The following is a 14,371-nucleotide window of genomic DNA, read 5'->3' on the forward strand; positions in this document are numbered from 1 at the left end:
TTTCTAGCGAATAAAGCTATTTATATTATCATTTTATTGTTTTATCCTCAAAATTATCTTTCAATGAAAAAAGTTATTATTGCTCTTGATGGGCATTCGAGCTGTGGGAAAAGTACCACTGCAAAACGAGTTGCTGCTAAATTAGGGTATGCTTTTATTGATACAGGGGCAATGTACCGTGCAGTTAGTCTTTATTTTCATGAAAATCATGTTACGTTAACTAATCCAAAAGAAGTAGAAAAGGCACTTGCTGAAATTCATATTAGCTTTCAATTTAATGAACATCGAGGAGCAAGTGATGTTTATCTGAATGGCTTGAATGTTGAAGATGAAATCAGGAAAATGTATATTTCTGAAATGGTGTCAGAGACTAGTGCTATTACTTTAGTAAGAAAAGCAATGGTGGCTCAACAACAACAAATGGCGAAGCACCGTGGTGTAGTAATGGATGGCAGAGACATTGGCACTAAGGTATTTCCTGATGCAGAGGTGAAAGTGTTCATGACAGCCGACCCTGTGATTCGTGCTGAAAGAAGACAAAAAGAATTGCTTGATAAAGGAGAATTGGTTGATTTAGATGAAATCATTGATAATTTAAAGAAAAGAGATATTCTGGATTCTACTCGTGCCGAAGGGCCGTTGGTACAAGCGGAGGACGCTGTATTGATGGATACTTCTTTTATGACATTGGAAGAACAAGTGGATTTTGTATTACAATTACACCAAAACGTATTGGAAAGGCTTTAATTAGATTGCCCGCTCAATACTAATATATCTTATGAGTAAAGAATCCGCTGAAACAGATTTTATAATTGTTGGACAAGGTCTGGCAGGCTCTTTATTAGCTTACTTACTTCTTCAAAGAGGGAAAAAAGTGCAGATTTTTGATGCACCCGAAATTCCTTCTTCATCAAGGGTGGCCGCTGGTATTTTCAATCCTGTTACTGGTAGAAAACTAGTTAAAACTTGGATGGCGGATGAATTATTTCCCTTTCTTGAACACTTTTATCTTGAATTAGAAGATGTTTTACAAGTAAAGTTTTTTCATCAAGTTCCCATTTATCGCCCATTTCCTAACGAAGAAGTACAAGAATATTTTAAGAGTGATAAAGTACCTGAGAATTTCGCTGATTTTGCTACTATTGAATTTGAAAACATCGCCTACCAAGACCTTGTCAATAGTCAGTTGGGAGGAGTAACGACCAAACACTCTGGCTGGGTAGATTTAAAAATATTATTAGATGCTTTCAGAGCGTTTTTTAAACAAAAGGGTATCCTTTTTCAAGAAAACTTTAATCCTGAAAGTGCGTTATCTAATAATTGTAAGACTATTTTTTGTGAAGGCTTTCAAGCGAGATTAAATCCTTATTTCAATTACCTTCCTTTCAATCCTGTAAAAGGAGAAGTGTTAGAGGTAACCATTGAAGATATCAGTTTAGATACCATCATTAATCAAGGAGCTTTTGTGGTTCCTTTATCCAACAATACGTTTAGGCTCGGAGCAACTTATAGCTGGCACGAACTTGATTTTATACCAACACATCAAGGTAAAGAAGATTTATTAATGAAGTACCATAAATTAATGAAACCAGATTTAGAAGTAATCGGTCATTTGGCTGGTGTACGCCCTGCTACTAAAGACCGTCGCCCATTCATAGGAATGCATCCAGAGCTTAAAGAAATAGGAATTTTTAACGGTTTAGGGTCAAAAGGCGTGTCACTTGCGCCCTATTTTGCTACCCAATTTATAGAATTTTTACTCTTTGGAAAAGAACTTTCTCCGGAAGTCAATATAAATCGTTTTACTTCGTTATATTTAAGAGCTGGGAATTCGTGATTGCTTATTCGTTGTTCATTAGGGAATTGGCTTAAAATGCACTTCCCATTTTCTATATAGCAATGATTAATATACGAAGAAACGCCCTTTAACTTCGTCCTAAAACAATGAGAAAACTATTACCAATAATATTTATTCTGACTACTTTTTGTTCATTAGCTCAGAATTTTTTACCTACACAAGAACCTTTCGGTAAAAACCGTATTCAATACCGTCCGTTCAAATGGAAGGTATTGGCTTCGCAAAATTTTGAAATTTATTTTTACGAAGGGGGTCAGCAAACCGCTACTTTGGCCGTTCAATTGGCTGAATCAGAATTCGATAGAATTACTGAAATTCTAGGCTATTCGCCATTTACAAAAACTAAGATTTTTGTGTATAATGCCACACAAGACCTCAATCAAAGCAATGTGGGGCTAAATCTTTCAAGCGAAAGAGAAATTCGTGAGGAAAATTTAGCAAAATCGAGAATCGAAATTGCGTATTCTGGCAATGCTGAGAGCTTCAAAAAGCATATTACCAAAGAGGTAGCCCATGTTTTTGTGCATGATATGTTATATGGCGGGAGTATCAAAGAGTCTTTACAGAACTCGTTGTTGCTTAGTGTCCCTGAATGGTATATGAGCGGGATTACAGCCTATATTTCTGAAGGTTGGAATACCGAAGTGGACACTTATATGCGTGATGCTATTAACAACAAATATTTAAAAAGACCCAACTTAGCGAGTGGCAGAGAGGCTGAACTAGTTGGACAGTCTATCTGGAATTATATTGCTGAAAAATATGGAAAAGATAATATTGCTAATATCCTGAACTTAACCAGAATCATCAGGAATGAACAAACGTCTATTTCTAGTACTATCGGTGTTCCTTTTTCTAGGTTCTTGAAAGATTGGCGTGAATATTATTCAGTAATGAATGATGCTATCAATAATAGCAACTATCAGGCGCTGAAATACGATTTAAAAATAGACGAAAGTAAATTCAATAGTTTTGATAAAATCAGTAAATTCAAAATAAGTCCAGATGGTGCTTTTATTGCTTATTCAAGAAATGAACTAGGCAAATCGAGCATTGAAATACTAGATGTAAAAACTAAAAAGAAAGCCTTGTTGCTTACGGCTGGCTATAAAACACTTAAACAATCTGTAGATTATAATACGCCTTTGCTTTCATGGACTAAAGGTGGGTCGTTGGCTGTTATTTATGAGAATCAAGGAGACGTAGTGCTGAGTGTATTTACTGATATTACGGATAAAGATTTGACAGGTAAGTTTTTTACCCGAAAAGTATTGAGTGATTTTGACCAAGTTCAAGATTTTGATATTTCTGACAATGGTAATACTGTAGTACTTAGTGCCATCAGTAAAGGACAAAACGATTTGTTTCTTTATGACATTGCGAGGGGGAAAGTACAGCAATTAACGAATGATTTATATGATGATTTAAGCCCACAATTTGTAGGCAGTGCGGGTAAAATTATTTTTACCTCAAACAGACTCAAAGATTCTTTAGATGTTGATAAAGGAACTTACAAGCAAGTAAATAATCATTTTAATTTATTCTTACACGAAGGCAAACCAAAGCAAGAAACGGTAAAGCGTTTGGTTGATTCACTAGGAACTATTACCAGACCTATCGTATCAGATGGAAGTACGGTGTATTTCTTAAGTGATGAGCGTGGTATCAAAAACATTTATCGCTTAACTGCTGGAGACTCTACTGTAACACAAGTAAGTAATTTCAGAAATGATATTGAAGACTTCGACTATACAGCCAGCACTAATAGTTTGATTTACAAATTTTTAGAAAAAAATCAGGATATTATTGCCTATCAAGCACAAGCTGATTTTAGTCCTAAAACTAATGTTCCATATACGCTTAGAAATGTGAGGCTTTATGGCATTAATCAGGCGGCGTATAATCCTGTAAAACCCGCTACGCCATCATCAACACCTACTACTGAAACAGCAAATACTGCTGTTAAAACGCCAAAATTAATACTTGATAAAGGAGAAATAGATACAAACGATTATACGTTTGATATTACTTCTATTTCAAAAAATTCAGGACAAAATGGTACTGAAGCTCCGAAAAATGACAAAAGGAACAAGGTTGAAAAGATAATCTTAGCGAAGCAGAGTCGTAAAGAAAACATTAAAATAAAACCTCCGACAGATTATAACAACCCTTTTGTTGTCAATAATACTGACCTTGATTTTATGGTTGACCCGCTTCCACAAAGAGGTTTTGGGCTGAAAGGAACGATTAATATGAACGACTTGCTTGAAAACCACCATCTTCAAGGAGGGATATTTATTACGCCAAATTTGAAAAACTCTGATTTATGGGGCGAATATTCGTATTTAGCTAATAGAATAGATTATAGTATAAGATTTGACCGTCGTTCAATTTCAGAAGAGACATCATCGACTATCAATAAATATCATTTTAATAGAGTTTCAGTAGCGGCTTCTTATCCAATTAATACGAATACACGCATTACGGCAACACCTTCATTTACCGCAAATAGGTTTTTGAATTTGGTAGATTTGACTACGCCAGATGGTTTTTCTTCTTATCTAGGAGGTAAAATTGAACTTGTTTACGACAATACCATCAGTCATGGCGTAAATATGTTAGAAGGAACTAGGTTCAGAGCCAGAATTGAACATTATACTGGTCTAACAAATTCGATGGATGGGTATAATAGAATCTATCTTGATTTACGTCATTATCTAAAACTAGGAAAAGGTACTATCATCGCTGGAAGATTGTCGGGAGGACATTCTTTCGGAAATTCTCCGAAACAAACTGTAATGGGAGGTATGGATAACTGGCTTGGTATTCAGTATCAAGATAGAAGTGGTGATACTAAAAACCCTTTTAATCCTTTAACAGCCAATACTAAAGAACCACAAATTGATAATAAAGATATATTTTTATTAGATTATGCTACCTCTTTGCGTGGCTTTAATGTAAACAAGTTATCAGGAACAAGTCACTTATTATTTAATTTAGAGGTAAGATTACCGATTGCTAAATATTTATACAGTGGCCCGATTTATAATAATTTCTTCAAAAACCTTCAATTAACAGGCTTTACTGACGTGGGGTCTGCTTGGACGGGTGCTAGTCCATTCTCTAGAAGAAATGGCTTTAATACCGTAGTAAAGGGGCCTTCAACCAATCCATTTCAAGCGACAGTAACGGATTTTCGTAATCCATTCTTGGTGGGCTATGGCGTAGGTGCTAGAACTACCATACTAGGATATTTTGTAAAGTATGACTTGGGCTGGGGGCTAGACAATAAAGAGATACAAAGTCCAATTTCTTATATAACTTTGGGATATGATTTTTAAAATATCCTAAAGTTTATATGAATAAGTCAATTTGTGTATTATCTGTTTTATTATCGCTTAGTTTCTATTCAGGAAATAGTCAAATTTTGACGACGTCAAATCTTCCTATTTTAAAAGTCAATACTAAAGGGAGAAATATTGTTGACGAACCCAAAATATTAGCGACAATGGAGCTAATTCATAATGAGAAAGGTTCACTAAACAATGTAAATGATATTCCTAATATTTACAACGGACTTATTGGCATAGAACTGAGAGGGTCTTCTTCAAAAGACCTTTTCCCTAAAAAGCCTTATGGCTTTGAAACATGGGCGGATACCACTGGTAAAAGTCGTAAAATTAGTTTTCTCAATTTTCCCGAAGAATCAGATTGGGTGCTTAATGCCACTTATAATGATAAGACGTTGATGCGTGATGTATTGACTTACGACTTAGTCAATAAAATGGGGCGATATGCTACACGCACTCGCTACTGCGAAATGCTTTTGAATAATGACTATCAAGGTTTGTATATTTTGATGGAAAAAATCAAAAGAGATAAAAGTCGGGTTGATATTTCTAGTTTAAAAACAACCGATAATACTGGCGATGATGTGACGGGTGGTTATATTTTGAAAATAGATAAAACATCTGGCTCTCCTTCTAAAAACTGGACAAACAATACTACTACCCCTTTCGGTAACTACAAAACATTCTTTCAGGTAGAATATCCAAAATATACTGATATTAGCCAACCTCAATTCGACTACATCCAAAAATATGTCAATGATTTTGAAGCAGCTTTGCTAGCACCAGATTTTAAGAGTCCAGAAGCAAAATGGCGTGAAATGTGCGATTTAGATACTTTTATCGACTATTTCTTGATTACTGAATTTGTCAAAAATGTAGATGGATACAGACTAAGTACTTTTTTTTATAAAGAAAAAATCACAAAAGGCGGTAAGTTGAAAATGGGACCAGCGTGGGACTATAATCTAGCCTTTGGTAATGCTGACTATTATGATGGTTATAAGTCTACGGGGTGGCAATATAAAATCAATGACATTTCGATTCCTAAAAATGACCTTTATCCTGCACCCTTCTGGTGGCAACAATTAGCTCAGGATTCTATCTTCAAAACCAGAACAGTAAAACGCTGGGAAGCACTTCGTAAAACTACCTTCAAAACAGAAAACATTAATAAATGGATTGATTCTACTGCCATTGGCTTAGAGCCAGCCATGAAAAGGAATTTCAATAAATGGCCTAATGTTTTGGGTAAATATGTATGGCCCAACTATTATGTAGGTTCTACTTATCAGGATGAAGTAAATTGGTTAAAAGAATGGATTAGAATACGGACATTGTGGCTAGACACCCAATTTCAAACATTTGCCTTAACATTAGGCAATGAAGATATTGCAGAAAAAGAAAAACCTATTAGGGTATTCCCCAATCCAATAGAGAGCCAAACGACGATTGATTATCAGGTATTTAAGAAAGGAAATGTTTCAATCATTTTGTATGACATCAATGGAAAAATGATAAAAACCTTAGTAGATGAAATACAAAACAGCAATACTTATCAGGTATCAGCAAGCTTAGAAAACCTTTCTGCTGGCACTTATATATTGAATTATCTATTAGATGGCATTCCTGTTGAAAGAGTGAAATTGCTCAAAAAATAAACAGCTACTTTCAACTAGGTTTATAAAAAGCGACGGATAAACGAGGTTGTAATTTAAACAACATGGTAGAAAGTCCTTCGCTAAGATTTTGAAGATTTTCATCTAAAGAAATCAAATAGTGACCATCCCAAATATCAATTAAAGAAACCAAAGGAGTATAAAACGTTATGCCTATTTCATGTGCCTTGATATCTTTAATATTAGAATCGATAATATCCATTTGGTAATTATTGAAGGGCATAAAATTATTACCAAGGTTATCAGCCAAGTGATATATTTTACCCTTCCATTGTAGGATATAGGGATGCGCTGCCATGCTTATCAAAAAATGCAATTTTTCAGCGTTTTCGTCTTTGCTGAGTATTTCTTTGAAGGTAAGGAGTGGCTCGTTCTTATTATTATATAGCTGAGATTGCATCAAAAATTCTTGATAGGTACTCTCCCAGATATATTTTTCCCATGCAGTACGCGAATGTTGGTTAATAACTATCCTAAAAGCAAATCTTACTTGTCCTTGTGGCATTATTTGATATAATTTAAAAAGAGGTCTGGAAAGTATTATCCAAAACCTCTTTCATGAATATGAATAGTTAATTGCCTAAGCCTTTACATAAATCGTGTGAACCAATACATATCCCTCTGCCGCACTGCCTGTTACTGTTGACATTTCATTAGTAAAACCATCTCCAAAAACATTATCTGTAGCATTTTTAGTATCAGCTTGTCCATGACTAGCATAAACGCCTTGGGCATACACTACGGCACTAACATTCTCAGGAAATGCAATTTGTGTAACCAATAAAGAAGTACCCGAAGCATTATATACATGGACATGGATATGCGGCGCTCTTCCCGAATACCATCCTGGATAGATACTCTTGAAACTTGCCACACCTGTACTATCAGTAGTTTGTCTTCCTCTTAAAAAATGTACAGAAGTATAATTCGTTTTTTGCATACCAGTTCCTCCGTATTCTGAATACTCACCTGCGGCATCACAATGCCAAATATCTGTAATAGCGTTGGCTAAAATATTACAACTATTGTTTACATTTCTGATAATAATATTGATAGTAAGCGGGGTACCTGTTCTATCAGAAGTAATGTCTTTAGTAATTAATGTAGCAGGAGACTTTGTAGGAAAAGGGCCTTCTGTTTCAGCATTTGTAACTGAACAGCTTGATGGTGTAATAGTAGTATCTACGCTTCCACCTGTAGTTGTGGTAGTTGTATTAGCAACGATATCATCTTCTTTACAGGCTGTTATTAAGGGAACGGCTATCGCTACAGCACCTAAAGAGCCAAAGCTTTTTCTTAAAAAATCTATTCTTTTCATTTGATCAACATTTAAGGGGGTTCATCACAGAATACACCATTTAAGAAAGCTTTATTGGCTGGCTTTTAAATTAATTTAATCGGACTTCAATAAATAAGATAATTGCATTGTTTGAAAGAGCCTCAAATTCTATCTCAGCATTAGCGGCAAGTGCCCATAAAGCTAGTCCGTCTTTCTTTTCTAAAAGCCTGTTTTGTACTTCAAAAGCTCCTTCGATTATGAAAGCAAACAAGCCATTTTCAGGAGTTTTCAATTGATAAACACCCTCATTACGTCCATCATATTGCCCAATAGCCATTGAAATATTGGCAGACCCAAAATTTGATAATTGATTGTTGTTTTCAAGTGAAAGATTAATAATATCGTCAGTACCAGCTAGTGAATCAATATTATTGATGCTTAGTTGTATCTGTAAAAAGTTTACTGATTTATCAGCATAAGGGTTTTCAAGGACAACGACATCGCCCATTTTTCTTGTAAGCACGGCTACTTGCCCAGCAACAATGTATTCTGTCTCTTCATTACCTCTAATAGCCAATCCTCCAACAATAGGAAGAAGGATTAAGATTGAATTTTCTTTGAGAAAAAATATAAAATGTGTCTGCTCAGCCCCAAGCACTTCATCATTCAATACTTTTAAGTTTCCAAAAGGAATACTACTTTTCTCAGCATACGGCTCATCATTGAACGTATGAAATCTTCTGGAATTTGTTCCAATCGTAAGTCCTCTTTTTTCTGCAAGAAATATCCTAGCTTCGTTTTGTTCTAGCATGATTCATGAAAATTTATTTTTCCTTTCTTTAAAAGAGAATACATCAAATTGAGCCCTCCTATTGCTTTACCTATCCTTCAAAAGTAATTTTCACATGTGTGCCATCACAATAAGGTTTGGTGCTTGATGCCCCGCAACGACAAAAGGCAGTTTTCTCGCTTTGCGTGGATTCGTTACCTTCGTTATCCTTTACCTTTAAATTTCCATAAACTACCAATGGACCGTTTCGTAGCACCTCTACTAAAGTAGTTTCTGTGGAATGGCTTTCTTGTTTACTTTCATTATTCATAAAATAGCTTAAAGCACTAGATGGACAAGCTTTTACTTGTTCAACAATCGTATTAGTATCCTCATTTTCTAGCGTTACCCATGGACGTTTCCTAGGATTAAAAACAGTAGGCAGGCTTTTGAAGCAAATAGTAGAATGAATACATTTTGAAGGTTGCCAAACCACGGTTACTTCACCGTTTGTATATTTCTTCGTGATTTCCATGAATATATTGGGCTTTGTTCAAACGATATTACAAAAAATCTAAATACATTCTAAAAACTTTGCGAACTTTACGCTGAATTTTGTTAATCAGAAAAACAATGGAACTTGAAACTTTAGCACTTCCAAAAACAATCATTCCTCTTTTAGAGAAAACCCATGCGGCATCTGGAGAAATGAGACGTTTGACGGATGAAAAGAAAAAAGCAATTCTGGAGCGTTTGGCAGTGGTTTTATTAGAAAACAAAGCTCAAATCATCGCTGAAAATTTGAAAGATTTAATCCGTATGGATTTATCTGACCCTAAGTATGATCGACTGGTATTAAATGAAAGTCGTATTGAAGCGTTGGCAGAAAGCATTAGAGAAATAGCGGTACTCCCCGACCCTTCAGGTGCAACTTTACTAGAAAAAACGTTAGATAACGGTTTAAAAATCAAAAAAATAGCTGTTCCGATGGGCGTAATCGGAATTATTTATGAAGCACGCCCTAATGTAACAGTTGATGTAACGGCACTGTGTATTCGTTCTGGAAATGCAGTAGTTTTGCGTGGCGGTTCGGATGCTTTTGATACCAATTCGTACTTATTGAGCTTGATTCATCAGGTTTTACAAGAATTTAGTGTCAATCCTGCTTGTATTACGCTCTTACCAACCGACAGAGAATTGGTAAAAGAATTATTGACAGCTACTCGTTTTGTGGATTTAATTATTCCAAGAGGTTCGGCATCTTTGATTCAGTTTGTTCGTAAAAACTCGTTAGTACCTACTATTGAAACAGGTGCAGGTGTTTGTCATACTTATGTAGAAAGCTCGGCAGATTTAACAAAAGCGAAAGAAATTGTAGCCAATGCTAAAATATCAAGACCATCGGTTTGTAATTCATTGGAAACCATCATTGTTGATGAAACCATTGCTCCTACATTCTTGCCTTTAATTGTTCAAGATTTTGCCAAAGCTGAAGTAGAGATTTTTGCAGATGAAGTATCGTTCGAGGTATTGTCAAAAAGCAATTATCCTTATTTGCAAAAAGCTCAAGAGGATGATTTTGGTAAAGAATTTACTGATTTCAAATGCTCTATCAAAACTGTAAAAAACATTGAGGAGGCTTTGGAACATATCCGTAAACATTCTACCCGTCATTCAGAGGCTATTCTCACTACTAATGAAGTATTGGCAGAACAATTCACGACTGAAGTAGATGCTGCTGCGGTTTATACCAATGCATCTACCCGTTTTACAGACGGCGGACAGTTTGGCTTGGGTGCTGAAATCGGAATCTCAACTCAGAAATTACATGCACGTGGTCCATTTGCTTTAGAAAAATTAGTAACTGAGAAATGGGTGATTACAGGGGACGGGCAAGTAAGATGGTAGTGTGTATATAAATTGGCATTTCGAAGAAAATAAATAAAGGGATGGCTCGTCCATCCCCTCTCATTATCATTATGAAAATTGAAGCCTACCAAGTATCAGAAGTAATCAATTTAAAAAAGTTTAGAAACGAATATACCAACGAACCTTTGTTGTTTAATAATTCTGAACTTTTTTATAAACAAGAAGAAAATAAATACTGCTACTTACTGAGTTATGGTGTGGTTGTATTTGGCGGATTTAATGATTTAGAGAAAAGTGCGTTTCTGAAATTTGTAAAAACCTTTGCCGAAGACCTTGTCACTACCAAGTTTGAAGAAAACTTTCATCTTCAAATGGAGGCTCAAACAGCCCTTATTCTTCGTCATAATTCTATTACTATTCCCGAAATTACAGAAGATTCTATTAGAATTGTAATGCTTAATATCGGGCAGTCGGTGGCTTTAGATTATTATGAATTTTTGACGTTAGAAATCTTTCAGGATTCTCAGAAATTTACTGACGAACTTGAACAAACTGGAACGTTCAGTCATTCAAAAAAAGATTTACTAAAATTTATCGGCAGAACCCTCAACATTAAGAATAGTATTATCGATAATCTGTACATTTTTGATGCCCCAGATATCGTGTGGGAAAATGAAGACTTAGAACGTATAGACAAGGGGTTAAAAAGAAACCTTGATTTAAAGATGCGTTATCAAGATATTGACTACAAACTAAAGATTGTTCAGGAAAACCTAAAGCTCTTCACCGATTTACTACAGAACCGAGAAAGTACGCGATTAGAGTGGATTGTAATCATCTTGATTCTGATAGAAGTTTTTGATATTTTGGTAAAGAAGTTTTTTGATTGAGTTACCGTATAATAAAAAACAAACAAAACAAATAACTGATTATCAATAATTTATAAAAATATATTTATTTTCTTTTTTCAATATTTTTTTGTTGATTATTTTTTCTCCTTTACCTTTGTACCGTATTAAAATATTTTATAACACCATAATTTAAATAACTTACACTAATAAAAAAAATGAACAAAACGTTTCTACTCATCCTAAGCTTAATCGCTTTCTCTTACGCCACTAAAGCTCAAATTCGTTTCGGTATCAAAGGTGGTGGTAATTTGGCTAATGGTTCCGTTACCATTAGAGGTACTTCCACTGATTCAAAGCCAGTCATATCTTTTCATGTAGGAGCTGTATTAGAAGCTCAATTGGCTGATAGATTATATCTTGAACCTAATTTGTTATTTTCTCGAAAAGGAGCTAGTATAGATATGACTTCAACGATATCTCAAAAAGTTACTTATAGTTACCTTGAGCTTCCTGTAAATGTAGTATATGAAGTGATAGATTATTTAACAATTGGAGGTGGTCCATATTTGGGGTATGCATTAGGTGGCAAAACTACTATAACTGATAAAACTAATAATCTAGAAGTATCACAAGATATAAAAGTAGAAGAGGGTGGTATGAAACGTTTAGACTATGGTTTAAATTTCACTGCAGGCTATGAAATAATTGATGGATTAACAATTAGTGCTAATTACTCATTGGGTCTAGTAAATATTGTTGATAATAATAGCTCAACTACAAAAAATAATGTAATTGGCATCTCAGTTACTAAGTTTTTCGGAGCTAGATAATTCTAATAATTTTATTTTCAAAAGCTCAGCAAAATCAACTTTGCTGGGCTTTTTTATTTACTGATGGCATGACTTGAAGTCATGCCATCAGTATTTTCAAATAGACATCCTCTTATTCCTATTTGAAATATCGTACGCTTGTACTTACATTTGTATATGGAAAACTTTGTCGTTTCAGCCCGAAAATATCGCCCGCAATTATTTGATTCCGTCGTTGGTCAGTCGCACATTACCACTACGCTCAAAAATGCTATCCGCACTAATCACTTAGCTCAAGCTTTCTTGTTTTGTGGTCCTCGTGGAGTAGGAAAAACTACTTGTGCCAGAATTTTAGCTAAAACTATTAACTGCCAGAATCTTAGCGAAGAAGCAGAAGCCTGTGGCGAATGCGAATCATGTCGTTCGTTTCAAAATAATGCCTCTTTTAATATTCATGAATTAGATGCTGCCTCAAACAACTCTGTGGATGATATCCGTAGTTTGATTGATCAAGTGCGTTACCCTCCGCAATCTGGTAAATACAAGATTTATATCATCGATGAGGTCCATATGCTTTCAACGAGTGCATTCAATGCCTTTTTGAAAACATTAGAAGAACCGCCATCATATGCTATTTTTATTTTAGCTACAACCGAAAAGCATAAAATATTACCAACGATTCTTTCACGTTGCCAGATATTTGATTTTAATAGAATTCAGATTCATGACATGACACAGCATTTATCTAAAATTGCTGTGCAAGAAGGCATAGAAGCTGATAATGATGCACTGGAATTAATTGCCCAAAAAGCAGATGGAGGTTTAAGAGATGCCCTTTCGATGTTTGATTTGAATGTTACTTTTTCAAAAGATAACATTTTGAGGTATTCGGAAGTATTGGATAATTTGCATATTCTGGATTATGATTACTATTTCAGAATGACGGAGGCTTTGTTAAATAGTAATATCTCGGAGTCATTCTTACTTTTTGACGAAATCTTGAAAAAAGGTTTTGATGGCCATCAGTTTACTGTAGGTTTACTAGAACATTTCCGTAATCTATTGGTCTGCAAAGACCCCGTTACAGTCAGATTATTGCAAGTTTCTGAATCTGTACAAGCCAAGTATTTGGCACAGTCTGCCAAAGCTCCTTATTCGTTTTTAGCTTCTGCTCTAAGCATCGGGTCTGCTTGTGATTTAAACTATAAAGCGGCTAAAAATCAAAAGCTACATGTTGAAATTTGCTTATTGAAACTAGCCAATATTTCAAAAGTATTGAACTTAGCCACCTTACCAGCTACGGAGGGCGAAGGCCTGGGAAAGGATTTAGGGAGTAAGGAAAACGAAACTAAGGCAAATGAAGTTGTTGCAAACACCAATGTGCAAACTTCAAACCCAGTAAGTATTCCCCAAACCCCAACTATCGCTCCACCAATTGGTAAATTAAGAAGTACAGCTACACTAGGTAAACCTGTTAATGTAGCTCAAGAACCTATCAATACTATCGCTCAGCCTGCTTCTATTCAGCAAAATAAGGTTTTTACCTTTGAAGAATTACAAACAGCATGGGATGCCTTGGTTAAGCATTTAGAAGAAAAAGAACGTTTTAGCGAATTCGTAATTTTAAACAGACCTTTCACGCTAAAAGGAACAACCATTCATATAGAAGTGGATAATGATATTCAAGTAGATTTATTAACGACTACTTTACGAACAGAAATCCTTAATCACCTTAGAAAGGTTCTCCACAATACTACAATTCATCTGGAAGTTGTAGTGGCTGAGGTAGAAAACAAAACGTTGATTTATACCCAAGCAGATAAATTCAGGTTTTTGGCAGATAAAAACCCTGCCCTTAATGAATTAAGAAATACATTAGGATTGGATTATGATTATTAATACATTGCTTT

At 35.0% G+C, this 14,371-nt stretch carries 12 protein-coding genes; 8 read left to right on the forward strand and 4 right to left on the reverse strand.

What is annotated here, in order from left to right; all coding sequences use genetic code 11:
- Positions 1-63: 63 nt before the first annotated feature.
- The 4 genes from cmk (at position 64) to AC07N0_RS01310 (ending at position 6,866) form a co-directional block, all read left to right on the forward strand.
- Positions 64-747: a (d)CMP kinase gene (cmk, locus tag AC07N0_RS01295; RefSeq protein ID WP_494587815.1), complete on the forward strand. Its 684-nt coding sequence runs from the start codon at positions 64-66 to the stop codon at positions 745-747.
- A gap of 31 nt (positions 748-778) precedes the next feature.
- Entirely contained in the window at positions 779-1,837 is a 1,059-nt protein-coding gene (locus AC07N0_RS01300) for an NAD(P)/FAD-dependent oxidoreductase (protein WP_494587816.1), read from the forward strand.
- A gap of 107 nt (positions 1,838-1,944) precedes the next feature.
- The gene (locus AC07N0_RS01305) at positions 1,945-5,199 is read left to right on the forward strand and encodes a hypothetical protein (RefSeq protein WP_494587817.1); all 3,255 of its coding nucleotides are present in this window, start codon (positions 1,945-1,947) and stop codon (positions 5,197-5,199) included.
- 17 nt (positions 5,200-5,216) lie between these two features.
- The gene (locus AC07N0_RS01310; protein WP_494587818.1) at positions 5,217-6,866 is read left to right on the forward strand and encodes a CotH kinase family protein; all 1,650 of its coding nucleotides are present in this window, start codon (positions 5,217-5,219) and stop codon (positions 6,864-6,866) included.
- 10 nt (positions 6,867-6,876) lie between these two features.
- On the opposite strand, the gene AC07N0_RS01315 is transcribed toward AC07N0_RS01310, so the two are convergent.
- The 4 genes from AC07N0_RS01315 to AC07N0_RS01330 all read right to left on the reverse strand — a co-directional run bounded on the left by AC07N0_RS01315 (position 6,877) and on the right by AC07N0_RS01330 (position 9,467).
- On the reverse strand, positions 6,877-7,389 hold the full coding sequence (locus AC07N0_RS01315) for a hypothetical protein (protein ID WP_494587819.1): 513 nt from the start codon (positions 7,387-7,389) through the stop codon (positions 6,877-6,879).
- Between the two features lie 75 nt (positions 7,390-7,464).
- Positions 7,465-8,202, reverse strand: coding sequence for a dioxygenase family protein (locus tag AC07N0_RS01320; protein ID WP_494587820.1), 738 nt, complete (start codon positions 8,200-8,202; stop codon positions 7,465-7,467).
- A gap of 70 nt (positions 8,203-8,272) precedes the next feature.
- Positions 8,273-8,974, reverse strand: coding sequence for a pirin family protein (locus tag AC07N0_RS01325; RefSeq protein ID WP_494587821.1), 702 nt, complete (start codon positions 8,972-8,974; stop codon positions 8,273-8,275).
- Between the two features lie 70 nt (positions 8,975-9,044).
- Positions 9,045-9,467: a (4Fe-4S)-binding protein gene (locus AC07N0_RS01330; protein WP_494587822.1), complete on the reverse strand. Its 423-nt coding sequence runs from the start codon at positions 9,465-9,467 to the stop codon at positions 9,045-9,047.
- Positions 9,468-9,565: 98 nt separating this feature from the next.
- Here AC07N0_RS01330 and AC07N0_RS01335 point away from each other — a divergent pair, with 98 nt between their 5' ends.
- From AC07N0_RS01335 to AC07N0_RS01350, 4 genes are all read left to right on the forward strand, one after another.
- Entirely contained in the window at positions 9,566-10,840 is a 1,275-nt protein-coding gene (locus tag AC07N0_RS01335) for a glutamate-5-semialdehyde dehydrogenase (protein WP_494587823.1), read from the forward strand.
- 41 nt (positions 10,841-10,881) lie between these two features.
- Entirely contained in the window at positions 10,882-11,691 is an 810-nt protein-coding gene (locus tag AC07N0_RS01340; RefSeq protein WP_494587824.1) for an RMD1 family protein, read from the forward strand.
- Between the two features lie 176 nt (positions 11,692-11,867).
- Entirely contained in the window at positions 11,868-12,482 is a 615-nt protein-coding gene (locus AC07N0_RS01345; protein WP_494587825.1) for a porin family protein, read from the forward strand.
- A 156-nt stretch (positions 12,483-12,638) separates the two neighbouring features.
- Entirely contained in the window at positions 12,639-14,360 is a 1,722-nt protein-coding gene (locus AC07N0_RS01350) for a DNA polymerase III subunit gamma/tau (RefSeq protein ID WP_494587826.1), read from the forward strand.
- Positions 14,361-14,371: the final 11 nt, after the last annotated feature.

This window comes from Arcicella sp. GW821-FHT09D11 (genome assembly GCF_059416265.1).